The organism is Pseudomonas sp. GW821-FHT02A11 (assembly GCF_059421985.1).
Window position 1 is genome coordinate 247,294 of record NZ_JBWKWB010000005.1, and the last position, 23,676, is coordinate 270,969.

The 23,676-nt window shown below is 61.3% G+C and carries 19 protein-coding genes; 6 read left to right on the forward strand and 13 right to left on the reverse strand.

Going from position 1 to position 23,676, the window contains the following annotated elements; all coding sequences use genetic code 11:
* Window positions 1-65: 65 nt before the first annotated feature.
* The gene (locus tag AC07V9_RS10460; protein WP_495015640.1) at window positions 66-698 is read right to left on the reverse strand and encodes a TetR/AcrR family transcriptional regulator; all 633 of its coding nucleotides are present in this window, start codon (window positions 696-698) and stop codon (window positions 66-68) included.
* A 108-nt stretch (window positions 699-806) separates the two neighbouring features.
* Between AC07V9_RS10460 and AC07V9_RS10465 the strand changes: the two genes are divergently transcribed.
* From AC07V9_RS10465 to AC07V9_RS10480, 4 genes are all read left to right on the forward strand, one after another.
* Window positions 807-1,919, forward strand: coding sequence for an efflux RND transporter periplasmic adaptor subunit (locus AC07V9_RS10465; protein ID WP_495015641.1), 1,113 nt, complete (start codon window positions 807-809; stop codon window positions 1,917-1,919).
* 6 nt (window positions 1,920-1,925) lie between these two features.
* Complete coding sequence (locus AC07V9_RS10470) at window positions 1,926-5,003, forward strand: efflux RND transporter permease subunit (protein WP_495015642.1); 3,078 nt, start codon at window positions 1,926-1,928, stop codon at window positions 5,001-5,003.
* A 239-nt stretch (window positions 5,004-5,242) separates the two neighbouring features.
* Window positions 5,243-6,610, forward strand: a complete 1,368-nt coding sequence (locus AC07V9_RS10475; protein ID WP_495015643.1) for a Fic family protein — start codon at window positions 5,243-5,245, stop codon at window positions 6,608-6,610.
* A 165-nt stretch (window positions 6,611-6,775) separates the two neighbouring features.
* Window positions 6,776-7,342, forward strand: a complete 567-nt coding sequence (locus tag AC07V9_RS10480; RefSeq protein ID WP_495015644.1) for a DUF4337 domain-containing protein — start codon at window positions 6,776-6,778, stop codon at window positions 7,340-7,342.
* An 81-nt stretch (window positions 7,343-7,423) separates the two neighbouring features.
* On the opposite strand, the gene AC07V9_RS10485 is transcribed toward AC07V9_RS10480, so the two are convergent.
* From AC07V9_RS10485 to AC07V9_RS10515, 7 genes are all read right to left on the reverse strand, one after another.
* The gene (locus AC07V9_RS10485; protein ID WP_495015645.1) at window positions 7,424-8,113 is read right to left on the reverse strand and encodes a DUF4197 domain-containing protein; all 690 of its coding nucleotides are present in this window, start codon (window positions 8,111-8,113) and stop codon (window positions 7,424-7,426) included.
* Between the two features lie 43 nt (window positions 8,114-8,156).
* On the reverse strand, window positions 8,157-8,558 hold the full coding sequence (locus AC07V9_RS10490) for a YbaY family lipoprotein (RefSeq protein WP_495015646.1): 402 nt from the start codon (window positions 8,556-8,558) through the stop codon (window positions 8,157-8,159).
* Between the two features lie 32 nt (window positions 8,559-8,590).
* Window positions 8,591-11,083, reverse strand: coding sequence for a glycerol-3-phosphate 1-O-acyltransferase PlsB (gene plsB, locus AC07V9_RS10495; RefSeq protein ID WP_495015647.1), 2,493 nt, complete (start codon window positions 11,081-11,083; stop codon window positions 8,591-8,593).
* Between the two features lie 247 nt (window positions 11,084-11,330).
* Window positions 11,331-11,708, reverse strand: a complete 378-nt coding sequence (locus AC07V9_RS10500) for a hypothetical protein (protein ID WP_495015648.1) — start codon at window positions 11,706-11,708, stop codon at window positions 11,331-11,333.
* 66 nt (window positions 11,709-11,774) lie between these two features.
* Window positions 11,775-12,584 (reverse strand): putative RNA methyltransferase, encoded by an 810-nt coding sequence (locus AC07V9_RS10505; protein WP_495015649.1) that lies wholly within the window; start codon window positions 12,582-12,584, stop codon window positions 11,775-11,777.
* Window positions 12,584-13,735 (reverse strand): succinyl-diaminopimelate desuccinylase, encoded by a 1,152-nt coding sequence (dapE, locus tag AC07V9_RS10510; RefSeq protein WP_495015650.1) that lies wholly within the window; start codon window positions 13,733-13,735, stop codon window positions 12,584-12,586. Before dapE ends, AC07V9_RS10505 begins: the two co-directional genes overlap by 1 nt.
* Before the next feature lie 99 nt (window positions 13,736-13,834).
* A complete protein-coding gene (locus AC07V9_RS10515) occupies window positions 13,835-16,423 on the reverse strand; it encodes a glycosyltransferase family 2 protein (protein ID WP_495015651.1) in 2,589 nt (862 codons plus the stop codon).
* 391 nt (window positions 16,424-16,814) lie between these two features.
* Here AC07V9_RS10515 and tcdA point away from each other — a divergent pair, with 391 nt between their 5' ends.
* On the forward strand, window positions 16,815-17,639 hold the full coding sequence (gene tcdA / locus AC07V9_RS10520) for a tRNA cyclic N6-threonylcarbamoyladenosine(37) synthase TcdA (RefSeq protein WP_495015652.1): 825 nt from the start codon (window positions 16,815-16,817) through the stop codon (window positions 17,637-17,639).
* A 155-nt stretch (window positions 17,640-17,794) separates the two neighbouring features.
* Here tcdA and AC07V9_RS10525 read toward each other — a convergent pair whose 3' ends face one another.
* The 4 genes from AC07V9_RS10525 to AC07V9_RS10540 form a co-directional block, all read right to left on the reverse strand.
* Window positions 17,795-18,199 carry a SufE family protein gene (locus AC07V9_RS10525; RefSeq protein ID WP_495015653.1) on the reverse strand — a complete coding sequence of 135 codons (405 nt, stop codon included), beginning with the start codon at window positions 18,197-18,199 and terminating at the stop codon, window positions 17,795-17,797.
* Window positions 18,196-19,401 (reverse strand): aminotransferase class V-fold PLP-dependent enzyme, encoded by a 1,206-nt coding sequence (locus tag AC07V9_RS10530; RefSeq protein WP_495015654.1) that lies wholly within the window; start codon window positions 19,399-19,401, stop codon window positions 18,196-18,198. Before AC07V9_RS10530 ends, AC07V9_RS10525 begins: the two co-directional genes overlap by 4 nt.
* Before the next feature lie 111 nt (window positions 19,402-19,512).
* On the reverse strand, window positions 19,513-20,547 hold the full coding sequence (dapD, locus tag AC07V9_RS10535; RefSeq protein ID WP_495015655.1) for a 2,3,4,5-tetrahydropyridine-2,6-dicarboxylate N-succinyltransferase: 1,035 nt from the start codon (window positions 20,545-20,547) through the stop codon (window positions 19,513-19,515).
* 29 nt (window positions 20,548-20,576) lie between these two features.
* Window positions 20,577-20,933, reverse strand: a complete 357-nt coding sequence (locus tag AC07V9_RS10540) for an ArsC family reductase (RefSeq protein ID WP_495015656.1) — start codon at window positions 20,931-20,933, stop codon at window positions 20,577-20,579.
* Between the two features lie 229 nt (window positions 20,934-21,162).
* Here AC07V9_RS10540 and AC07V9_RS10545 point away from each other — a divergent pair, with 229 nt between their 5' ends.
* The gene (locus AC07V9_RS10545) at window positions 21,163-22,809 is read left to right on the forward strand and encodes a Na+/H+ antiporter (RefSeq protein WP_495015657.1); all 1,647 of its coding nucleotides are present in this window, start codon (window positions 21,163-21,165) and stop codon (window positions 22,807-22,809) included.
* Window positions 22,810-22,833: 24 nt separating this feature from the next.
* Here AC07V9_RS10545 and AC07V9_RS10550 read toward each other — a convergent pair whose 3' ends face one another.
* Window positions 22,834-23,643 carry a M12 family metallopeptidase gene (locus AC07V9_RS10550; RefSeq protein WP_495015658.1) on the reverse strand — a complete coding sequence of 270 codons (810 nt, stop codon included), beginning with the start codon at window positions 23,641-23,643 and terminating at the stop codon, window positions 22,834-22,836.
* Between the last annotated feature and the right edge of the window lie 33 nt (window positions 23,644-23,676).

A 23,676-nucleotide genomic window follows, 5' to 3' on the forward strand; every position in this document is an offset into this window, starting at 1 on the left:
TTCGCGAATGAATTCGCTCCCACAGAAATCCGTACAAGGCCTGCATTCGGCGTTGCAGCTCATATTCAGGCTTTGTAAGCCTTCAAAAACAACGCCACCACTTCTCGAACATGCTGCTCACCCGCCTGTTCATCCGGCGGGCCACCATTACCGATCAGCAATCGGAAGTTGCACACACCCTTGATCAGGCTCAGGAAGTGTCCTGCCGCGCTGGCAGGTGAATCGAAATGTAACCCTTCGCTGTCGTTCACCCGTCTTAAAAACCGCTCCATCTCCTGCAGGATGCGTTGCGGCCCGGCTTCGAAAAACACCTGTGACAGCTGGGTGTCCTGAGTGCCCAGAGCGATCATCAGCCGGTGCAGTTCGATGGACTCCGGGCTGTTGATCAGGGTCTGAAATCCTCTCGCAATACCCAGCAATACTTTTTCTACCGATGCATTCGGCGCCATGTCGACGAAAAGCTCGGGCAATTGCTCCTCGCAACGGGCCACGACGGCGGCAGAAAACAGCGTTTCCTTGTCGTTGAAATGGCTGTAGACCGTGAGCTTGGAAACCCCGGCTTCAGCGGCGACCGCATCCATGCTGGTACTCGCGTATCCATTGCGCACGAACAGGTCTTTGGCGGCGTCCAGAATCGCCTGGCGTTTGGCCAGGTCTTTGGGGCGGCCTGGGCCTGTGGTGGAGGTGGCGTCGGTCATTGGTTCTTCAGGCATATTCGTTTTATTAGTGGACTGTTCAGTTCGGTAATTCTTAATATACTCGCCAGTACAATTATTCAAAGCTCCCTCTTGCCAAGGTGCCACATCATGTTTCGCGATGCCTTGTTCCTTGCTGTGCCCATCAGTCTGGCGTCGCTGCTGATGGGCTGTGGTCAGGACGTATCGGTTCCTGCCACGGTTCGTCCGGCCATGGTAGTGCAACCCATGCCCTCGTCCCAATCCATGGACAGTTACCCCGGTGAAGTCCGAGCTCGCTTCGAGCCTGATCTGGCGTTTCGTATCCCCGGCAAAGTCAGCAAACGGCTGGTCGAGGAGGGCGAGCGGGTCAAGGCCAATCAGCCATTGGCCGAACTCGATGCCCAGGACGTACGGCTGCAGCTGGATGCCACCCGCGCGCAAGTCGCTGCCGCCGAGGCCAACCTGCAGATGGTCCGCTCCGAACGTGACCGTTACAAGACGTTGATGGACCGGCAAATGGTCAGCAAGTCACAGTTCGACAATGCCGAAAACCTCTATCGCGCCGGCGATGCGCGTCTCAGACAACTCAAGGCCGAACTCACTGTGGCCGACAATCAGACCGGCTACGCCGTGCTTCGTGCGTCGCAGGATGGCGTGGTCGCCAAACGACTGGTGGAAGTCGGTCAAGTGGTGGCCGCCGGGCAGACCGTATTCACCCTCGCCGCTGATGGCGAACGCGAGGTTTCCATCAGCTTGCCGGAGCAGAATTACGGGCGCTTCAAGATCGGCGATGCGGTGTTGGTCGAGCTGTGGACCCAACGCGAACAACGCTTCCCCGGTCGCATCCGCGAGCTGTCTCCAGCCGCCGATCCCAAGTCACGCACCTTCGCGGCGCGCATCGCTTTCGCCGGTGGCAAGGTCCCGGCTGAACTGGGGCAAAGTGCTCGTGTGTTCATTCAAGCGGAGCACAACGTGCCTCTGTCAGTGCCGCTCTCTGCATTGACCGCCGAAAACGGCCAGACCTACGTCTGGCGTCTGCAAAGCGACAGCACCCTCAAGCGCACCCCGGTCCAGGTCGGCCCCTACGGCCAGGAGTCGGTGCCGGTGCTCAGCGGCTTGAGCGCCAGCGACTGGGTCGTTGCAGCAGGCGTTCATGTGCTGCACGAGGGCGAGCAGGTTCGCCCGGTGGACCGCAGCAACCGCGCGGTGAAACTGGCGCCTCAAGTGACGGGCGGGGAGTAAGCACGGATGCGTTTCAACCTTTCCGAATGGGCCCTGCGCAACCGGCAGATGGTCCTGTACCTGATGATTCTTCTGGCTGTGGTCGGCGCGCTCTCCTACACCAAATTGGGGCAAAGCGAAGACCCGCCGTTCACCTTCAAGGCCATGGTCATTCGCACGTTGTGGCCTGGCGCCAGCGCCGAAGAGGTCGCGCGCCAGGTCACCGACCGCATCGAAAAGAAGCTGATGGAAACCGGCGATTACGAGCGCATCGTCTCGTTCTCGCGGCCTGGTGAATCCCAGGTGACGTTCATGGCGCGCGATTCCCTCGTCTCCGCCAAGCTGCCGGAACTGTGGTATCAGATCCGCAAGAAGATCGGCGACATCCGCCAGACCTTGCCCGCCGGCGTGCAAGGCCCGTTTTTCAACGACGAATTCGGCACCACCTTCGGCAACATTTACGCGTTGACCGGCGAGGGCTTCGATTACGCGGTGCTCAAGGACTACGCCGATCGCATCCAGATCCAACTGCAACGGGTCAAGGATGTGGGCAAGGTCGAGCTGCTCGGCCTGCAGGACGAGAAGATCTGGATCGAGCTGTCCAACGTCAAACTCGCCACCCTCGGCTTGCCGCTGTCTGCGGTGCAGCAAGCGCTGGAGGCGCAAAATGCGGTGGTGGCCGCGAGCTTTTTCGAGACGCCGAGCGAGCGAGTTCAACTGCGTGTGACCGGGCGTTTCCAGACCGTCGACGAGATTCGTGATTTCCCGATCCGCGTGGGTGATCGCACCTTGCGCATCAGCGATCTGGCCGACGTGCGTCGTGGCTTCAACGACCCGCCCGCGCCGCGCATGCGCTTCATGGGCCAGGACGCGATCGGCCTGGCCGTGGCCATGAAGGACGGCGGCGACATCCTTGTGCTGGGCCGCGCGCTGGAGGGCGAGTTCGCTCGACTGCAAAACAACCTGCCGGCAGGCATGCAACTGCGCAAGGTGTCGGACCAGCCCGCCGCGGTGAAAACCAGTGTCGGCGAGTTCGTGCAGGTGCTCGCCGAGGCGCTGGGCATCGTGCTGCTGGTGAGCTTTTTCTCCCTCGGCGTGCGCACCGGGATGGTGGTGGCGCTGGCGATTCCCGTGGTGCTGGCCATGACCTTCGCCACCATGTATTACCTCGGAATAGGCCTGCACAAGATTTCCCTCGGCGCGCTGGTGCTGGCGTTGGGGCTGTTGGTGGACGACGCGATCATCGCCGTGGAAATGATGGCGATCAAAATGGAGCAGGGCTACGACCGCCTCAAGGCTGCGAGTTTCGCCTGGACCAGCACGGCCTTCCCGATGCTCACCGGCACCCTGATCACCGCCGCAGGCTTCTTGCCGATCGCCACGGCGCAGTCGAGTACCGGCGAGTACACCCGCTCGATCTTCCAGGTGGTGACCATTGCCCTGCTGGCGTCCTGGGTCGCGGCGGTGGTGTTCGTGCCGTATCTGGGTGAGCGCCTATTGCCGGATCTGGCGAAAATTCATGCCGCCAAACACGGCTCAGGGCCCGATGCGCCTGACCCGTATGGCACGCCGTTCTATAAACGAGTGCGTGCCCTGGTGGGTTGGTGCGTGCGTCGTCGCAAGACTGTGATCGTGCTGACGATTGCGCTGTTCGTGCTGTCGATTTTCAGCTTCCGCTTCGTGCCGCAGCAGTTCTTCCCGGCGTCGGGTCGGCTGGAGCTGATGGTCGATCTGAAGCTTGCCGAGGGCGCGTCGCTGAGCAACACCTCCGAGCAGGTCAAGCGCCTGGAAGACATGATCAAGAACCACGCTGGCGTCGAGAATTACGTCGCCTACGTCGGCACCGGTTCGCCGCGTTTTTACCTGCCGCTGGACCAGCAATTGCCTGCGGCAAGCTTTGCGCAATTCGTGGTGCTGGCGAAAACCATCGAGGATCGCGAATCCCTGCGCACCTGGCTGATCCAGACGCTGGACGAGCAATTCCCGATGCTGCGCCCCCGGGTCACACGCCTGGAAAACGGCCCGCCCGTGGGGTATCCGGTGCAGTTTCGCGTGACCGGCGAGCACATCGATGAAGTGCGGGCGCTGGCGCGTAAGGTCGCGGCCAAGGTTCGGGAGAACCCTCACGTGGTCAACGTGCACCTGGATTGGGAGGAGCCCAGCAAGGTCGTTTACCTCAACGTCGATCAGGACCGCGCGCGCGCATTGGGCGTGACCACGGCCGACCTGTCGCGCTTCCTGCAAAGCCAGCTGACCGGTTCGAGCGTCAGTCAGTACCGTGAGGACGATGAACTGATCGAAATCCTGCTGCGCGGCACCGAGCAGGAGCGGCACGAACTGGGCGGTCTGGCGAGCCTGTCGATCCCGACGGCCAATGGCACCAGCGTGGCGCTGTCTCAGGTGGCGACGCTGGAGTACGGCTTTGAGGAAGGCATCATCTGGCACCGCAATCGCCTGCCCAACGTGACTGTGCGTGCCGACATCTACGGCAAGGAGCAACCGGCGACGCTGGTCAATCAGATCCTGCCGACGCTGGACGGCGTGCGTGCGCAGCTGCCGGATGGCTACCTGCTGGAAGTGGGCGGCACGGTGGAGGATTCGACTCGCGGGCAGAACTCGGTGAACGCCGGCGTTCCGCTGTTCATCGTCGTCGTGCTGACCTTGCTGATGATCCAGCTGCGCAGTTTCTCACGCACCTTCATGGTGTTTCTCACCGCACCGCTGGGCCTGATCGGCGTGACCCTGTTTCTGCTGATCTTCCGCCAGCCGTTCGGCTTCGTCGCCATGCTCGGCACCATCGCGCTGTCGGGCATGATCATGCGCAATTCGGTGATTCTGGTGGACCAGATCGAACAGGACATCGCTGCAGGTCTGGACCGCTGGCAGGCCATTATTGAGGCCACCGTACGCCGCTTCCGCCCCATCGTACTCACTGCACTGGCCGCCGTGCTGGCGATGATCCCGCTGTCGCGCAGCGTGTTCTTCGGGCCGATGGCCGTGGCGATCATGGGCGGACTGATCGTCGCGACCGCGTTGACGCTGCTGTTCTTGCCCGCGCTGTATGCGGCGTGGTTCAGGGTGAAAAAAGGCGAGGCGTCGAACTAACCTGCGGGTGATGACCCATCTGTAGCAACACGGCTTGCCAGCGGCAGCGATCTTTCGGACGCCACCGCTGGCAAGCCGTGCTGCTACAGGGAGTTCACTTTGTATGCGACGTGGCCGATGGAAGATGAACGATATCGCTTAACGGTTCACTCAATCATGTCTCAATTTTTCTGGATATTGAGACATGATCCATTTGCTGCTGTACTGCTGTTTCAATATTTGAATGAATTGAGACAGCAATGCTCAAGTCTCCACCCTCCGTAATCCCACACGACCAGTTATTCGCCCACACAGCCGAAAACCGTTTCTGGCAGCATCCGGCTGACTATCTGGCATTGCACATGCCTCTGGACGATCAGGGGCGCTACCTGCATTTCGATCAGTTGCGGCATCGTTGGCGGTCCGGGTTGGATGCGCGGATCTGCTGGACGATGGTCAAATCCGCACGTATGGCCCAACAACTGCCCATTCTGGTTCAGGACGACCGGCACGCCAGCTGTGCCTATGTGCTGACGCCGCTAGCGCAAAAGGCCATTTCCATGGTGGATCGTCACGCGACCATGGCGGCGCTGGAGCACATGAGTAGTCACCTTGGTGAAAACGCTCATTTTCATTATCTGCTCAACGATCTGGTCGAAGACGAAGCGATCAGCAGCAGCCAGTTGGAGGGCGCGGCGACCACCACGGCTGTGGCCAAGGACATGCTCAAGCGCAATCGCCAGCCACGCACGCCGGACGAGCGAATGATCATTGGCAATTTCAAACTGATGCAGTTCGCCTGGGAGCAGCGCAGCGAGCCCTTGAGCGTCGAATTGATAACCCGATTGCATGAGGTCGGTGTGGCAGGGATCGATGACGGCAAGTATTCACCCGGCCTGTTGCGCACCGACGACGATGTGGTGGTCCAGGATGGCGACGGCAATACCGTTCACGTTCCCCCCGCGGCGCAAGCCTTGGCTGACCGGCTCGGGCGGTTGGCGCACTGGGTCAACCTCCCGCATCACGAGCGAGACGGTGCCGAATACCTGCACCCGCTGATCAAAGCCATCGCGCTGCATTTCGCGATCGGCTACGAACACCCGTTTCGCGACGGCAACGGTCGTGTCGCGCGGGCGTTGTTCTACTGGTATCTGTTTCGCCACAAATTCTCGGCCTTCCGGTACATCGCGATCAGCGTGCTGTTGCGCAATGCCCCGGTCAAATACGGCAAGTCCTATCTGCACACCGAAACCGATGGCATGGATCTGACGTATTTCATCGATTATCAATGCTCGGTGATCATGCGCGCGGTGAGCGAATTCCTGACGCTCTACAAGCAGACCGTTGCCGACGCTTTGAGCTTTGACCGATGGCTGGAACAGTCTGTCTTGTTCGAAAAACTCAGCGATAAGCAGAGAACCATTTTTCAGGTTGCCCTCAATGGCATCGACAAGGAGTTCACAGCGGTCAATGTCAAAGAGAATCTAGACTGTTCCTACAACACCGCGTCCACTGCGCTGAACGGTCTGACAGCTCTCGGTGTTTTCGAAAAAGCAAAAGTGGGGCGCGAGTGGGTCTTCACCCTGTGCGATCGGGCCGTTCTTCGTCAGAAGTTCGGCAGGGATTAAATCAACAGGCATCGGGAGAGGGGTGAGGCCATTCATCCCTTTCTACTCCCTGAACAAAACCACCTACCCGCTTCTCGCCCTGGCCGAATTCTCCTATATTCGCCCCGCCAGCCTCCGGCTGCTCAAGCACCATCCGTGTTACGTCGTTTCAGGCAATAGAAGACCATGTCCGAATCCTTCGAAGTTCCCAGCCCCCACGAGCACCATGTTGAGCACGCGCATACCACGGGCGATCGCTTTGCCGGGAAGATCGCCGTGATGACCGCAATCATGGCCACGGTCGGGGCCTTGCTCAGTTATCAGGCTGGCTCCACCGAAAGTGAAGCGGCGATGGACAAGAACAACGCAGCGATCAAGAAGACCGAGGCGTCGAATCAGTGGAATTACTACCAGGCCAAGTCCAGCCGCGAAAACCTCGCGGACCTGGCGAGCCACATGCCAGGCCTGGACAGCGCGCATTACATGGCCGAGGTCCAGCGTTACAAAGCCGATAAAGAGGCAGCCAAAGCCGAGGCCGAAGCCCTTGAGGCGCAGGCCCAAGAGTGGGACGAGGAGTCCGAGCGGGTGCTGCATTCACATCATCGCTGGGCGCAGGCGATGATGGCGATTCAGATGGCCATTTCCCTGGCTGCTATCACCTTGCTCACGCGCAAGCAGTGGCTGCAAAAGGTCTCGTATGGCGCAGGTGGCGCCAGTGTCTTGCTGGGCGTGATGGCCTGGCTGCACCTCTGATGGTACTCATGTGGCAACAAGCAAAAAGCCCCGGCACTTCGCAATGTCGGGGCTTTTTCATGTGCGGCTCAAAGGTATCGGTTACAGCGCGCCAAACACCTTTTTCGCAAGGCTCGTCGCAGCGCCTGCCGGGTTGGCGCGAATGCCTTCTTCCTGCTTGGCGATCATTTCGAACAGGCCGTCCAAGGCTTTCTCGGTCACGTAACCTTCGATGTTGGAGTCCTTGGCATCGACGACACCCAGGCTCGCTGCCTTGCCCGCGAAGTTGTTGTACTGCTGCGCCAGGCCGACTTTATCCGTGGCCTGTTTGACGATTGGCAGGAACTTGGCGCGAATCTGATCGCGGCTGGATTTGTTCAGGTACTGGGTGGCCGAATCCTTGCCGCCGGTCAGGACGCCCTTGGCATCCGCAACGCTCATCTTCTTCACGGCATCCACCAGAATCGCCTGTGCCTGTGGCACGGCAGCTTCGGCGGCCTGGTTCATGCTGGTTTCCAGCTGATCAACCTGACCGCCCATGCCCAGCAGCTTCATCTTGCTCGCCACTTTGCCCAGTTTGCCCGGCAATTCGATGCGCACGTCCTTGTTGTTGCTGAACCCCCCGGGCACGCCCAATTGCTTGACGGCGATCTGCGCGCCTTGGGTCAGCGCATCCTTGAGGCCGCCCGTGGCATCCGATTGCGAGAGGTCACCCAGTGACAGCGCGAAGGCGTTGGCCGACATCAGCAGACCGGCGAACAGGCCCGCGAACGAGAGGGAGCGAAGCAGCATGGGTAGCGTCCTTTTCAGCAGTGGGGATTCGGGTGAAAGCGTTCTAGTTCGCCGGATTCACGCGGATCTTGACCGGGGGTTTTTCTTCCAGCGTCAGGTCCACGGTATAGCGTTCGGTACTGATCAGCAGCAGCTTGCCATCGACTTCGATGCGCGCGCTGACCGCGTAGGTGTGGCCCGGCTTGACCCGCTTCTGATCGTAGGTCAGATGAAACGGCAGGGGAACCTGGCCTTTGATCGGGCCGCTCTGGCTGGCCAGCGTTTGCGCAGGTGCATCGGCCAGCGACACGTCCTGCAGGCTGACCTTCAGCGTCGCGGTGGGCGGCAGGGCCATGCGTTGCAGGTAAAAGACTTCGCCGTCGACAGTGCCCGGCACGTTGTCCGGTGCGTGACCGGCACAGGCGGTCAGAAGGGTGGCAGTCAGGGCCATGAAAAGGTGTTTCATCGGGTGGATCTCCATGCTGTTCTCGCCTGGTTTCAGATGTCCGGGCCTGCCACTAGGACCTCTTCATTGCGATGCAGTGCCACCTGACGGATCGATAAGCGAATCTCCGCCGACAACACACGTTTGGCCGCGCCCTCGGCCAGCTCGCCCAGCAGCTCGTGATAGCCCAGTTTGCCGTTGTCGTCCTTGCTCAGCACACCCTGTTCCAGGAGGGTCTGGATGAAGTGGCGGAACAGGCTTTTGTCGAAGAATTCCGGGGCGTTCAGGCCGTGCAGTATCGACAGGCGCTGGGCCATGATCGTGCTCAGGTCTTCCAGTTCTTCGGCGCTGAGGGTGTGCTGGCCGCTGTTGAGCAGCAGCGAAATCGCCATGTAGAAACGCTGCAGTGTCTGCGCGACGGAACGCGACAGCAGGGTCAGCAACACGAAGTGTCGCGAGCTCGGCGCCGGGCGCAGGTACACGTCGTTTTCGAAGCGCAGAAGGCCCTGCTCTACGAATGCCGCCAGCCACTGATCCATCACCGCATCCAGTTCCTCCAGCGACCAGCGAATGAACAGCTCCGATTGCAGGTACGGGTACAGCGCGCGGGCATAACGCAGCACTTGCTCGCGGCTGATGCGCGACGAACTCTGGAAGAAACTGGCCAGCAGCGACGGCAGGGCGAAGATGTGCAGCACGTTGTTGCGGTAGTAGGTCATCAGGACGGCGTTCTGCTCGTCCAGATAGAGGATTCTGCCCAGCGCGTCTTTCTGCTCGGACAACAGGTCCATGCCTTTGACGTGCTCGATCAGCGCGCGGCCGTTGCCTTCCGGCAGGGTGGTGTGGGGCGAGTAGGGCACGCTGCGCAGCAGAATCAGGTACAGGTCAAGCACGCGGACCAGCGCCTGATCGTCCAGTGCGTGCTTGTTGGTCGACAGCAACGCCAGCGCCACCAGGTTCACCGGGTTGATCGCGGCGGCCTCATTGAGATGACGGGCCACGCGTTCGCCCAGGCGATGGGTGGTCTCGTTGAGCCAGGCAGGCTTGAACACCGGGCCCAGCGCCTGAGTGCGCCAGTCGGGTTGTTCGTGATCGAGGAATTCGGCCAGCTTGATCGGCTCGCCGAAGTTCACCGACACCTGGCCGAAACGCTGCTTGAGCGCGCCGATGACCTTGAAGATGTCGAAGATCGATTCCTTCTTCTTCGCCGCGCCACGCAATTCACCCAGGTAGGTGCGGCCTTCCAGCACGCGCTCGTAGCCGATGTACACCGGCACGAAGACGATCGGCGTGCGCGAGTTGCGCAGGTAGCTGCGCAGGGTGATGGCGAGCATGCCGGTCTTGGGCTGCAGCATACGCCCGGTGCGCGAGCGGCCGCCCTCGACGAAGTACTCCACCGGGAAGCCTTTGGTGAACAGGGTGTGCAGGTATTCGTTGAACACCGCGGTGTACAGCGGGTTGCCCTTGAACGTGCGGCGCATGAAGAACGCCCCGCCACGGCGCAGCAGGCTGCCAATGACGGGCATGTTGAGGTTGATGCCCGCCGCGATGTGCGGGGGCGTCAGGCCATTGCGGAACAGCAGGTACGACAGCAGCAGGTAGTCGATGTGGCTGCGATGGCAGGGCACGTAGATGATCTCGTTGCCCTGCGCGACGTTCTGCACGCCTTCGATGTGGCTGACCTTGATGCCGTCGTAGATCTTGTTCCAGAACCAGCTCAGCACCACCTCCAGGAAACGGATGGCGGTGTAGGTGTAGTCCGAGGCGATTTCGTTGCCGTAATGCAGGGCCTTTTCCCGCGCCTTGGCCTCTGGGATTTTCTCCCGCGCGGCTTCGTCGAGAATGGCCTGTTTGACCAGCGGGTCGTTGACCAGACCCTTGACCAAATTGCGTCGGTGCGAGAGATCGGGGCCGATGGTGGCGGCCTTCAGGTTGCGGAAGTGCACCCGCAGCAGTCGCTGAGCCATGCGCACGGTGCGCTCGTAGCCCTTGTTCTCATCAACCAGTTCGCGCAAATGAATGGGTGCTGAAAACTGTACGCGGGTCTTGCGGCCGAGAATCAGAATGGTGATGAACTTGCGCAGACGCCCGGTGACGGCCCAGCTGTCGGCGAACAGCAGCTTCCACGGGCTGTCTTCCTTGTCCGGCGACTGCCCCCAGAACACGCTGACGGGGATGATTTGCGCGTCCTCGGTGGCGTTCTGGCTCACGGCGCCGACCAGCCGCTCCAGCGTTGGCGGGGCACCGCGTTTGTCCTGGCGACCCAGCCAGTCGGGCTCAGGGGTCAGGTAGAAGAACGCAGCCGGTTCAGTCAGCGCTCCCACGGCCACCGGCAGCACCGGGCGCGGCAGGCCGGCCTTGCGGCACTCGGTGTCGAGCACCGCCAGATCGGTCATTGAAGGGTTCTGCAGCGCGTAGAACACCGGGCGGCTGCGATCCAGGTTGAGGGTGAAGGACGACTGATTGATCGTCTCCGAACGTACCCACAGGTACAGCAGGCGACGCAGGGTGCCGAACACGAGACGGCGAAACGGGGAACGGGTCATACGAATTCTGCGCTGAGGGGCCTGGGCCCACGAAGCGGTCAGTTTGCCGGATATGGCGGGGATGGGCAAAGTTGTGGCGGGAAGGGGTTGGGTAAATCCCCTGTGTGCGAATTCATTCGCGATGCGATGGTGAAGCCGGTGTGCATCCGGCGGATGCACCGGCCAACCGCGAATGAATTCGCTCCCACAGGTTACGGGTGTACGTCACAGCATCGCATGGCGCAGAGCCGACGCTGTTTGCGGCGCCCTAGGACGTACGCCAGGTAATTTCTTCCTCACCATCGGCACTGATGCGAATCCAGCGATCGGCGTCTTCTTCGTTTTCTTCCTCGACCCACGTCCCCGGCGCGCAGCGCACTTCGACGTTCAGGGCCTTGAAGGCTGCGCGGGCGCAGGCGATGTCGTCGTCCCACGGAGTCTTGTCGCTGTCCAGGCACAGGCTGTTCCATTTGCCCACGGCTTTGGGAATCCAGGTCACCGGGATGTCGCCGGCGGTGCACTTCCAGGTTTGACCCTTCTGCACCCACTCGCTGCACGGGCCGATGTCGGCGGTCAGCCAAGTGGTGATGGCCTTGTGGTCGACGTCAGCGTCTTTCAGGTAAATCTCGATATCGGGTTGGCGCATGGATGCCTCGTGTGTGTTCTGAAAATCCATTCGCGGATTCATTCGGGATTGATCTTCGCGCAGCCGTCACTGCAGAACGAAATAATCGTAGCGCATCGACACGGTCACCTCGAACGGCTCGGCCTGATCGATGACGTTAGCGCGGCGTTCGGCACTGGCGCGCCAGCCGTGAGGCGTCATTGCCAGCAGGTTGGCCCGGGCCTGACCGTCGACCAGCGTCAGCTTGAAACGCAGGGTCTCGCTGTGCTGCAGGGCCATGCCTTCAGGCACCAGTGCGAGATGCTTGTCATCGGCGTAGTCGCGGACTTCGTCGTACAGGCGCTGACGCAATTCCATCAGGTGTTCGTTGGTCGGTCCTACACGCATCAGGCCACCACCCGGCGACAGCAGGCGCTTGGCCTCGTCCCAATCGAGCGGGCTGAACACGCTGGCGATGAACTGCACGCTGGCGTCCGGCAGCGGCACGCGGGCCATGCTGGCGATCAACCAGGTCAGGGTCGGGTCGCGTTTGCAGGCGCGTTTGACCGCTTCACGGGAGATGTCCAGCGCGTAGCCATCGGCATGGGGCAGGGCGGCGGCGATCTGGGCCGTGTAGTAGCCCTCGCCACAACCGATGTCGAGCCAGTGGGCCGGGGCGCGCTCGGCGGCGAGTTCCGCCAGGCGCCGGGCTACTGGGGCGTAATGCCCGGCATTGAGGAAATCCCGCCGCGCCTCGACCATCGCCTGATTGTCACCAGGGTCGCGGCTGTTCTTGTGCTGCACCGGCAGCAGGTTCAGGTAACCCTGACGCGCACGGTCGAAGCGGTGGCCCACCGGGCACACCACGCCGTTGTCCGCTGCGTCGAGCGGGGCAGAGCAGATCGGGCAAGTCAGCATCAGGCGAGCAACTTGACCAGGGTCTGGTAGTAGATCTCGGTCAAGACATCGAGATCGCTCGCCAGAATGCGTTCGTTGACCTGATGGATGGTCGCGTTGACCGGGCCCAGTTCCACGACCTGCGTGCCGAGGGTGGCGATGAAACGGCCATCCGAGGTGCCGCCGCTGGTGGACGCTTTGGTTTCACGACCGGTGACGTTCTTGATGCTGGCCGAGACTGCATCCAACAGTGCGCCGGGCTCGGTAAGGAACGGCAGGCCTGACAGCGCCCACTCCACGTGCCAGTCCAGATCGTGCTTGTCGAGGATGTCGGCGACGCGCTTCTGCAGGCCTTCGACGGTCGATTCGGTAGAGAAGCGGAAGTTGAAGATGGCAGTCAGGTCGCCCGGAATCACGTTGGTCGCGCCGGTGCCCGAGTTCAGGTTGGAGATCTGGAAGCTGGTCGGCGGGAAGAATTCATTGCCCTCGTCCCAATGCTCGGCGGCCAGTTCGGCGAGCGCCGGCGCGGCCAGATGAATCGGGTTGCGCGCCAGATGCGGATAAGCCACATGACCCTGTACGCCTTTGACCGTGAGGGTGGCGCCGAGTGAGCCGCGACGACCGTTTTTGACCACATCGCCCACCAGCGTAGTGCTCGAGGGCTCGCCGACGATGCACCAGTCCAGGCGCTCCTTGCGCGCCGACAGACGCTCGACCACCGCCTTGGTGCCGTGGTGCGCCGGGCCTTCTTCGTCGCTGGTGATCAGGTAGGCGACCTTGCCCTTGTGGTTGGGGTAGTCGGCGACGAAGCGCTCGGTGGCGATGATCATCGACGCCAGGCTGCCTTTCATATCCGCTGCGCCACGGCCGCAGAGCATGCCGTTGTCATCGATCAGCGCATCGAACGGGTCGTTTTGCCAAGCCTTGACGGGGCCGGTCGGCACGACGTCCGTGTGACCGGCAAAGCACAGCACCGGGCCGTCCTGGGTGCCATGGGTCGCCCAAAAGTTGTCGACGTCTTCGATGCGCATTGGCTCCAGCGTGAAACCGGCGTCGCCCAGGCGTTTCATCATCACGGTCTGACAATCGGCGTCGAGCGGCGTGACCGATGGGCGACGGATCAGGTCGCAGGCGAGTTGCAGAGTGGGCGAGAGATCGGCTGGGGTTGTCATGAAAGGTCCGCGCAGTTGAGGGTAGGGCGATAAAACGGCAGGTATCTTAAAGCAAAACGGCGCCCCTAAGGCCGCCGTTTAGTACAGCGCACAATTGTTTCAGGCTGTGGCCGGCTCTTCGGCTGCCTTGGGTTTGGGCAGCGACGACAGAAACGCCATGATCAGCGCCGCCAGATACGGCAGCGACTGCACCAGCAGCATGATCACCCAGAAGCGTACGTCATTGCTCGGCAGGCCCTGCACCAGGCAGATGCCCAGCGCCGCGCCCCACAGCAGCAACAGGATGAACAGCTCTTCGCGGGCCTCGGAGATCGCCACCAGCAAGCCATGGCTGTCGGCGTTCTTCGGGGTGCGGAAGAACGGGATGCTGGTGGTGAAAAAGCCGTACAGCACCGCCTTGGCGATGGTGTGCGACAACGCCAGGCCCGCCAGCGCGGCATAGAACGCATCCTTGAGGTTCACGCCCACGGCGCGACGGTAGAGGAAGATGATCTTGCCGACCTTGAAGAAGAACAGCGCCAGCGGCGGGATTGCGAAGATCAGCAGCGGCGGATCGACCCGGTTGGGCACGATGATCATCGCCGCCGACCACAGCAGCGCACCCACCGTGAAGAAGATGTTCATGCCATCGGCCACCCACGGCAGCCAGCCCGCGAGGAAGTGATAACGCTGGCCGCGGGTCAGCTCGGTGTCCTTGCCGCGCAGCAAGCTTGCGGCATGACGCTTGATGATCTGAATCGCGCCATAAGCCCAGCGAAAACGCTGCTTCTTGAAATCGATGAAGGTGTCCGGCATCAGGCCCTTGCCGTAGCTGTTGTGGGCGTAGGCGGCGGAATAGCCTTTTTCGAACACCCGCAGACCCAGCTCGGCGTCTTCACAGATACACCAGTCGGCCCAGCCCAGCTCTTGCAGCACCGAGCGGCGGGTCATGGTCATGGTGCCGTGCTGGATGATCGCGTCGCGGTCGTTGCGGGTCACCATGCCGATGTGGAAGAAGCCTTTGTATTCGGAATAGCAAAGCTTCTTGAACGCGCTTTCGTTCTGGTCGCGGTAGTCCTGTGGCGACTGCACCACGGCGATTTTCGGATCGGCGAAATGCGGCACCATGTGCTTCAGCCAGTTGCGGTCAACGCAGTAGTCCGAGTCGATCACCGCAATCACTTCGGCGTCTTGGGCGGTGTGCGGAATCAAGTAGTTCAGCGCGCCACCCTTGAAGCCTGCCAGCGGTGCGACATGGAAGAACTTGAAGCGCTCGCCGAGCATTTCGCAGTGGGCCTTGACAGGCTCCCAGACGGCCGGGTCCTTGGTGTTGTTGTCGATCAGCAGTACCTCGAAATCCGGGTAGTCCAGCGCCGCCAATGCATTGAGGGTCTGTTTGACCATCTCCGGCGGTTCGTTGTAGCAAGGTACGTGCACCGAGACTTTGGGTCTGTAGGCCGTGTCCGTTTCGACCGGCAAGAATTCACGACGGCGCTTGTGCGTCCATACCGCTTCGGCCAGCTCATGGGCCTCGGTCAGCAGAACGATGAACACCCCGAACGCACCCAATGCCAGCAAGAAGCCCACCAGCAGGCTGAACCAGGTGCTGTATTGCTGACTGTAGTCGTAGCCGATCCACACCAGCGCCGAGCCGCACAGGAACGCAGTAAAGGTCAGGAAGGTGCGGCCCCGTTGACGCAGGGCCGAGCCGTCGATCAGCAGCAGGGCCAGTGCCAGCATCGCCAGCACCGCCGAACCGATGGCCAGCACGCGCCATTGCGGGATCGCCACCACCGGACCTTCGAAGTTGAATTTCTGCTGACGGGCCGCGTTATAAACCCCCCAATAGGCGCCCACCGAGCCTTCGTCGCTGGCTTTCCAAGGCTGGTCGAACGCTTCGATTACGAAGTAGTTGAAGCCCTGACGGTTGAGCTTGTTGACCAGCGTGCGCAGGTAGATCGCCTGGTCGGCCTGGGTCGCGTCAGCACCGCCGCGCATGTGGCCATTGCTCGGCCAGCCCACTTCAGACAGCAGCAGCGGCTTTTTCGGGAAGGTGTGCTTCAACTCGCGGGCGCGATCCAGCACGTATTGCCCCGCCTTGTCGGCCGGGATGTATTCCCAGTACGGCAGGATGTGCGCGGCGATCAGATCCACGTGCTTGGCAAGCTCCGGGTATTTCTCCCAGATGTGCCACTGCTCGGAGGTAGTGACCGGCACTTTCACCGCTGCACGCACGCGGTCGAGCATCGCCATCAGGTCCTTGGGCGTGATCTCCTCGCGATACAGCGCCTCGTTGCCCACCACCACGCGCACAACGCTGCGGGTGCTGTTGGCCAATGCAATGGCGGTGTTGATTTCACGCTCGTTTCGCTCCTGATCGGGGCTGATCCAGATGCCGAGGGTGACGCGCAGGCCGAACTCTTCGGCCAGTTTGGGGATGTCCTGCAGGCTGCCATCCACCGAATAGATGCGGATGTTGTCAGTGGATTTACTCATCAATTCCAGGTCCTGACGCATTTCATCGTCGGACGGGTACACGCCTTTCTGTGGGTTTTGACCCAGGCGGAACGGGGAATAGGAGAATCCGGAGATGTGTTCGGGCCAGTTGGGGGTGGTGACGGGGCGGTTGATCAACGCCCAGAAACCGGTGAACAGCGCGGCGATCGCGACAACGACCACCAGGTTGAGTCCAAATTTGCGGGATGGCATAGCGACTTCAGGTTCCAAAGGGGGAACGGAGAGAGGCGGACGGACGTCAGCCGGCAAGAGCTTTGGCAGCTGACAAAGGTTGAAGTTCTGTTCCGAAAAAAATGTAGTTCGTTTCGCCATCATTTGTGGGCAAAGACTCTGTAGCAGCACGGCTCGCCAGTGGTTATATCCCCTGTGGGAGCAAATTCATTCGCGAGACGTCAGTACAGTCGATAAAAGTTTGTCGTCTGCACCGGCCCCTCGCGAATGAATTCGCTCCCACAGGGGAGAGGACCTGAGTTCCTCCTCCGCCAGGCCAATGACTGGTTTTCAGACCAAACACCCCCACCAAACAGCTGTCCCAATTTCACGCACGGCCTATAATGCGCGCCGGTTTTTTGGGGTAATGGTCATGAGCACAGAAGATCCGCGGTTTGCCGGGGTTGCCCGCCTGTATGGCATCGAAGGCCTCGAGCGCCTGCGCGCGGCCCATGTGGCGGTGGTCGGCATCGGTGGCGTGGGTTCCTGGGCCGCAGAAGCCATGGCCCGTTGTGGGGTGGGCGAGATTTCGCTGTTCGACCTGGACGACGTCTGCGTCAGCAACAGCAATCGCCAACTGCATGCGCTGAGCAGCACCATCGGTCGCTCCAAGGTCGATGTCATGGCCGACCGCATTCGTGAGATCAACCCAGATTGCGTGGTGCATGCCGTCGCCGATTTCGTCACCCGCGAAACCATGGCCGAATACATCACTCCCGACATCGACTGCGTGCTCGACTGCATCGACAGCGTCAACGCCAAGGCCGCGCTGATCGCGTGGTGCAAGCGCCGCAAAATCCAGATCATCACCACCGGCGGTGCAGGCGGGCAGATCGACCCGACACTGATTCAAGTCTGCGACCTCAACCGCACCTTCAACGACCCGCTCGCCTCGAAAGTGCGCTCGACCCTGCGCCGCGACTACGGCTTCTCCCGCACTGTGACGCGCCACTACAGCGTGCCGTGCGTGTTCTCCACCGAGCAACTGCGCTACCCCAAGCCGGACGGCAGCATCTGCCTGCAGAAAAGCTTCGTGGGTGATGGGGTCAAACTCGACTGCGCGGGAGGTTTCGGTGCGGTCATGATGGTGACGGCCACGTTCGGTATGGTCGCCGCCACCAAGGCTGTGGAAAAGATCGTCGCCGGCATGCGGCGCCCGTCCGAGCGGGCCAAGGCAAAGGACGCGGCGCCGTCCTGATTGCGATGCCTCCTTGTCACACCGCGTTCCGCCTCTGTGGGAGCGCATTCATTCGCGAGAGGTCGGTATAGGCAACGGATATGTGTGGTCAGATAGGCCCTCTCGCGAATGAATTCGCTCCCGCAGGGGGCGCAGCGGTGTAGGCGTTTGCGTGTTCAGCTCGCCAAGCGCCGCATCTTCTGCAGCACGGCATTCAACCCATTGCTGCGTGAAGGCGATAGCTGGCGGCTCAAGCCCAGCTGATTGAACCAGTCATTGAGATCGACCTGCTGCAAATCCGACGCCGGTAAACCATTGACCCGCGCCAGCAGCAGCGCCACCAGCCCGCGGATCAAACGCGCATCACTGGCAGCCCGAAACTGCCAGCGTTCCTCGATCACATCGCCCAGCAGCCAGACTTTGCTCTCGCAACCATCGACCAGATGCTCGTCGGTTTTCTCGGCGTCAGTCAGGGCGGGCAGACGCTCGCCCCATTGCATCAACAACCGCGCCCGCTGCTCCCAGCTCAGGGAGGCGTTGAAGGTGTGGAGCGCGTCCTGTGCATCTTGGGGCAGACTCATCGCAGCAGCTCCAACGCCTGATCCAGCGCATTGAAAAAGCGCTCCAGATCCTCGGAATCGTTATACAGCGCCAACGACACACGGATCGCCCCCGACAGGCCGAGGCTGCTGATCAGCGGAATCGCGCAATGATGGCCTGCGCGTACGGCGATGCCTTGTTCGGTGAGCAGATGCGCGAGATCGGCGTTGTGCACACCCTCGACGATAAAGCTCACCAGCGCGACCTGCGGATCGCCCACCAGTTGCACGCCTTCGCGAAGCATCAAACCGGCACGCAGCAATTCATGCAGATGTGCTTCGTGCTCAGCGGCCGCGATCTGATTGACGTCGTTCAGGTAATCAAGGGCAGCGCCCAGCCCGATGATTGCGGAGATCGGTGGCGTTCCGGCCTCGAACCCAAGGGGAGCCGGGCGAAAGGTGGCGTCCTGATAGCCCGTCTGAAGAACCATCTCGCCACCGAACTGCCAGTGCTGCAATTGCGCCAGCGCCTGATGTTGACCGAACAGCACGCCGACGCCGTCCGGACCGTACAGTTTGTGGCTGGAAAACACATAGAAGTCGCAACCCAGCGCCTGGACGTCGTGACGACCGTGAACCACACCCTGTGCGCCATCGATGATGCTCAGCGCGCCTTGAGCCTTGGCCAGCGCCATCAGTTCGGTGACCGGCTGCCAGGTGCCCAGCACGTTGCTCAACTGACTGACCGCCAGCAAGCGGCTGCGCGAGGTGATCAATGACGCCGCCGTCTGCAGGTCGATGACGCCTTGTGCGGTCAGCGGCAGGATAACGAGTTTCAGGTCACGACGCTTGGCCAGTTGCTGCCAGGGCAACAGGTTGGCGTGATGCTCCAGGGCGCTGATGACGATCTCGTCGCCCGCCTGAAACAGATGCTCGAGCCCATAGGCCAGCAGGTTGAACGCCGACGTAGCGCCGTGGGTGAAGACGATCTGCCCGCTGGCGCCTGCATTCAGCCATTCGCCAGCCTTGCGGCGAGTGTCCTCGAAGGCCTGAGTGGCCATCGCGCCGGGCAGGTGCTGGGCACGGTGCACGTTGGCCGCGCCATTGGTGTAGTAATGGGCCAGGGCGTCGATCACGGCTTGAGGTTTTTGTGCGGTGGCGGCGCTGTCCAGATAGGTCTGGCCTTGCCGTTCGAGGGCGTCGAGTGCAGGGAAGTCAGCGCGCCAGGGGGAAATGAGGGGCATTGGAGATTCACTCTCTGTCCTGTGGGCGAATTCATTCGCGAGGATCTTTCAGGCGGCAAAGAGGTTTGGCCTGAAATGCCGTAGCGCGAGTGAATTCGCCTCCTCAGTCGATCAGTTGTGAGCGTGCAGCGCTTCGTTCAGCTCGATGGCCGACTTGTGGGATTTGCATTCCACAGCGCCGGTTTGCGAGTTGCGACGGAACAGCAGGTCAGGCTGACCGGCCAGATCACGGGCCTTGAGGACCTTGACCAGCTCGTTCTTCTCATCCAGCAGCGCGACCTTGGTGCCTGCGGTGATGTACAGACCGGCTTCAACGGTGTTGCGATCGCCCAGCGGAATGCCGATACCGGCGTTCGCGCCGATCAGGCAGCCTTCGCCCACCTTGATGACGATGTTGCCGCCGCCCGACAGGGTGCCCATGGTCGAACAACCGCCGCCCAGGTCCGAACCTTTGCCGACGAACACGCCAGCCGACACGCGGCCTTCGATCATGCCCGGACCTTCGGTGCCGCCGTTGAAGTTGACGAAACCTTCGTGCATCACGGTGGTGCCTTCGCCGATGTAGGCGCCCAGACGAACGCGCGCGGTGTCAGCGATACGCACGCCAGCCGGTACGACGTAGTCGGTCATTTTCGGGAATTTGTCGACGGAGAACACTTCCAGCAGCTCGCCCTTGAGACGCGCTTCGAGTTGACGCTCGCCCAGTTCGCCCAGGTCGATTGCGCCGTGGCTGGTCCAGGCCACGTTCGGCAGCAGCGGGAACACGCCCGCCAGGCTCAGGCCGTGGGGCTTGACCAGGCGGTGGGACAGCAGGTGCAGCTTGAGGTAGGCCTCAGGCGTGGAAGTCAGCGCAGCGTCTTCGGCCAGAACGGTGGCAACCAGCGGCTTGTGGCTTTCGGCCAGACGGGTCAGCAGCGCGGCTTGAGCAGCGTCGACCGACTTCAGTGCGTCGGCCAGTTTCGAGGCCAGATCGGTGTTGAAGGCGATGGCCTGATTGCCACCGGTGTAACCCAGAATTGGCGCCACGGCGGCCACGATTTCAGCCGATGGGTTGAGCAGGGGCAGGGCGTAGAAAACTTCCAGCCAGGTGCCTTGACGATTTTGGGTGCCGACGCCGAAGGCCAGGCTGAACAGGGAAGCGGACATGGGATTACCTCTTTAAATAGCTATCTCAATCAGGCGATAGCTGCTGCGTACAGTTCGGGTTTGAAGCCAATCAGGGTCTTGTCGCCAAGATCGAGCACGGGGCGCTTGATCATCGACGGCTGGGCGAGCATCAGTTCGATCGCCTTGCCTTGGTCGAGGTCGGCTTTTTGCGCCTCATCCAGTTTGCGAAAGGTCGTGCCGGCGCGATTCAACACTGTCTGCCAGCCGTGCTCGTTGCACCACTGGGTCAGGTGTTCGCGGTCGATGCCCAGCGTCTTGTAGTCGTGGAAATCGTAGTCCACCGATTTTTCATCGAGCCAGGTGCGGGCCTTTTTCATGGTGTCGCAGGCTTTGATCCCGTACAGGTGCAACTGTATGTCAGCCATGAGCTTGCCCCTCTTTGGGATGGTTGAAAAAAACGGTGACGGATTATGCCACGTACACGCCGCTTGGGTGCGGCCCGGCGATGCTTTGTGCGTATCCGTGCAGTTTTTATGGCGGTTAAGACCTATGTATGAAGACGAGGGGCCAGCTTAAACCGCTAATATGGCATTCGACGCTGTGCCTGGGGTGGCTCTTGGCACAGTCAAAAGTCGCTCGTTTGAGGAACGCGCAATGCAGACAGCCTATACCGTCCTGATCCTGTTGACGCTGGTAGGTGTCTCGCGATTACTGGCCCGGGTGATCCCGCTGCCGTTACCACTGGTGCAGATCGCGGCCGGCGCTTTGCTGGCCTGGCCGACTCTGGGGTTGCACGTCGCGCTGGACCCCGAGCTGTTCCTCTTTCTGTTCCTGCCGCCGCTGTTGTTCTCCGATGGCTGGCGCATGCCCAAGCGAGATTTCTGGCGTTATCGCGGGCCGATTCTGACGCTGGCGGTGGGCCTGGTGATATTCACGGTCATCGGCGCCGGTTATTTCATTCACTGGTTGCTGCCAAGCGTGCCCCTGCCTGTTGCGTTCGCGCTGGCTGCCGTGCTTTCTCCTACAGACGCCGTCGCTGTATCTGCCATCGCCCAGGACCGTCTGCCTGCGCCGATCATGCGTATGCTACAGGGCGAGGCACTGATGAACGATGCGTCGGGCCTGGTGACCTTCAAGTTTGCGCTGGCGGCGGCCATTACTGGTGTGTTTTCCATCACCGACGCCAGCCTGACCTTCATTGTGGTGGCGGTCGGCGGGCTGGCGGTCGGCGTGGTCCTGAGCTGGCTGGTGGGGCGTTTTCGCAGCTGGATGATCACTCGCGGCTGGGACGACCCCGCGACTCACGTGGTGTTTATGTTGTTGCTGCCGTTTGCGGCCTATGTACTCGCCGAGCGGCTTGAGGTGTCGGGCATTCTCTCGGCCGTGGCAGCGGGGATGATGCAGAGTTGGGTCGATCTGCTGCCGCGCCAGACCAGCACGCGCCTGCTCAATCGCAGCGTCTGGACGCTTCTGGAGTTCGCCTTCAATGGCCTGATTTTTCTGCTCCTGGGGCTGCAACTGCCGGACATCGTCAGCGCGGTCACCCATGATGAAGTGACGCTGTGGCCGACGCTGCTGTGGCGTTGTCTCGATGTCCTGGCGATCTTTGTCGTGCTGGTGGTGTTGCGTTACATCTGGGTGCGCAGTGTGTGGCGGCTGATGATTCAGATTCGTCGCTGGAGAGGGCGGGCTGATGGTTCGTTGGAGCTGTCGACTCGTTCGACCCTGTTGCTGACGGTCGGTGGCGTGCGCGGAGCAGTGACCCTGGCGGGTACCTTGTCGGTGCCGATGCTGATCGCCGCCGGGGTTGCGTTCCCCGAGCGCGACCTGCTGATCTTCATCGCTGCCGGGGTGATCCTGTTGTCGCTGGTGGTCGCCAGCGTCTGCCTGCCTTTGCTGCTGCGCGGCCTGGTCAGCGCTCCGGATCTGCAGCTCAAGCGCGAAGTGCGCGAGGCCTGGAGGCTGACCGCCCAGGCGGCGATTCAGACCCTTGAAAACGAAGACATTCCCGGCGCCGCTGGATCGCCCGATGCCGCGCAAGCTGTGCTGGCGACTGAGGTGAAATCGCGCATCATGTCCGAATACCGCCATCGTCTGGAGATCTTCAACGACACGGCCGAGGCCCAGGCGCTGGCCTTCCAGATGGATCAACTGGAGAAGCGCATGCGGGTCAACGCCCTGCGAGCCCAGCGCCTGGAGCTGTACAGCCTGCATCGTCATCGCAAGATCGGCGATGACGTGCTGAGGCTGATTCTGGCAGAGCTGGATTTGAACGAGGCCAACCTGGGCGTCGCGAAATAGACAGGCTCATCGGCAGCAACTCGTTCAGTTGCGAGGGTAAGCAAGGCGCATGAATGCCTTGTCCTTCTCGCTCAAGGTCGAGTTGATGCCGACTTCCCAGTCTCCGGTGGTCAGCGCATTGTCGACGGGGTAATGCATGATCGAGAGACGATCATAAGGCAGCGTCAGCGCTCCTTCGGTCGGCAGCTTGGCCAGCACGCTTTCCTCCACCACCTCGGCGCTATGGCCCTTGGAAGCATAAAACGCGTAGACCTTGGGCAAATCCCAGGGGATATCGGCTTCGGGGTGCTGGTGTTCATGTTCCGCGCCCAGGGCATGCCCGAATTCATGCATGACCGTGCTTGCGAACTTGGGGTCGGACGGTTCGACACCCAGGACCATCGTCGGTGTCCAGGGATCATTGGCCTTGGCGGCGGTTCCGATCAGTGAATAGTTCTGGCTGGATTTGGTGGTGATGCGAATATCACCTTTTCCGTAGCCGGGCTGGTCCTCGCTGCCATCGATGAACTCGAACGTCAGGTTGACGTAGGGCTGCCACTGGTTGATGGCGTCGATGATTTTCTGTTTATGTTCAGGCGAGAGATCGTCGTCGACGAAACCGATACTCAGCGTGCTCGCGTTGGGCCAGAAAGCGGATTGATAGCCTACTGAGCGCTTTTTCCGGCGGCTGTTGGCTGAGGCGTCTGGCGAGAGGTGCAGGGCTTTTCGGGCAGCTATCTGGAGCGGATGGGGAACAGGAGGGGCATTCAATTCATTCACTTCCTTGCGACTAAATAAAGGAGATGCCTGAATCCGCAGGCTCAGCCGAAGTGTCCCCGATGCGCCTGCTGCCATGTATATAGATATTTATTGTTTTTCAACCAGCCT

Coding starts and splice junctions, on each gene's coding strand:
- AC07V9_RS10460 (WP_495015640.1), bottom strand. CDS start 698: ATGACCGACGCCACCTCCACCACAGGCCCAGGCCGCCCCAAAGACCTG.
- AC07V9_RS10465 (WP_495015641.1), top strand. CDS start 807: ATGTTTCGCGATGCCTTGTTCCTTGCTGTGCCCATCAGTCTGGCGTCG.
- AC07V9_RS10470 (WP_495015642.1), top strand. CDS start 1,926: ATGCGTTTCAACCTTTCCGAATGGGCCCTGCGCAACCGGCAGATGGTC.
- AC07V9_RS10475 (WP_495015643.1), top strand. CDS start 5,243: ATGCTCAAGTCTCCACCCTCCGTAATCCCACACGACCAGTTATTCGCC.
- AC07V9_RS10480 (WP_495015644.1), top strand. CDS start 6,776: ATGTCCGAATCCTTCGAAGTTCCCAGCCCCCACGAGCACCATGTTGAG.
- AC07V9_RS10485 (WP_495015645.1), bottom strand. CDS start 8,113: ATGCTGCTTCGCTCCCTCTCGTTCGCGGGCCTGTTCGCCGGTCTGCTG.
- AC07V9_RS10490 (WP_495015646.1), bottom strand. CDS start 8,558: ATGAAACACCTTTTCATGGCCCTGACTGCCACCCTTCTGACCGCCTGT.
- plsB (WP_495015647.1), bottom strand. CDS start 11,083: ATGACCCGTTCCCCGTTTCGCCGTCTCGTGTTCGGCACCCTGCGTCGC.
- AC07V9_RS10500 (WP_495015648.1), bottom strand. CDS start 11,708: ATGCGCCAACCCGATATCGAGATTTACCTGAAAGACGCTGACGTCGAC.
- AC07V9_RS10505 (WP_495015649.1), bottom strand. CDS start 12,584: ATGCTGACTTGCCCGATCTGCTCTGCCCCGCTCGACGCAGCGGACAAC.
- dapE (WP_495015650.1), bottom strand. CDS start 13,735: ATGACAACCCCAGCCGATCTCTCGCCCACTCTGCAACTCGCCTGCGAC.
- AC07V9_RS10515 (WP_495015651.1), bottom strand. CDS start 16,423: ATGCCATCCCGCAAATTTGGACTCAACCTGGTGGTCGTTGTCGCGATC.
- tcdA (WP_495015652.1), top strand. CDS start 16,815: ATGAGCACAGAAGATCCGCGGTTTGCCGGGGTTGCCCGCCTGTATGGC.
- AC07V9_RS10525 (WP_495015653.1), bottom strand. CDS start 18,199: ATGAGTCTGCCCCAAGATGCACAGGACGCGCTCCACACCTTCAACGCC.
- AC07V9_RS10530 (WP_495015654.1), bottom strand. CDS start 19,401: ATGCCCCTCATTTCCCCCTGGCGCGCTGACTTCCCTGCACTCGACGCC.
- dapD (WP_495015655.1), bottom strand. CDS start 20,547: ATGTCCGCTTCCCTGTTCAGCCTGGCCTTCGGCGTCGGCACCCAAAAT.
- AC07V9_RS10540 (WP_495015656.1), bottom strand. CDS start 20,933: ATGGCTGACATACAGTTGCACCTGTACGGGATCAAAGCCTGCGACACC.
- AC07V9_RS10545 (WP_495015657.1), top strand. CDS start 21,163: ATGCAGACAGCCTATACCGTCCTGATCCTGTTGACGCTGGTAGGTGTC.
- AC07V9_RS10550 (WP_495015658.1), bottom strand. CDS start 23,643: ATGGCAGCAGGCGCATCGGGGACACTTCGGCTGAGCCTGCGGATTCAG.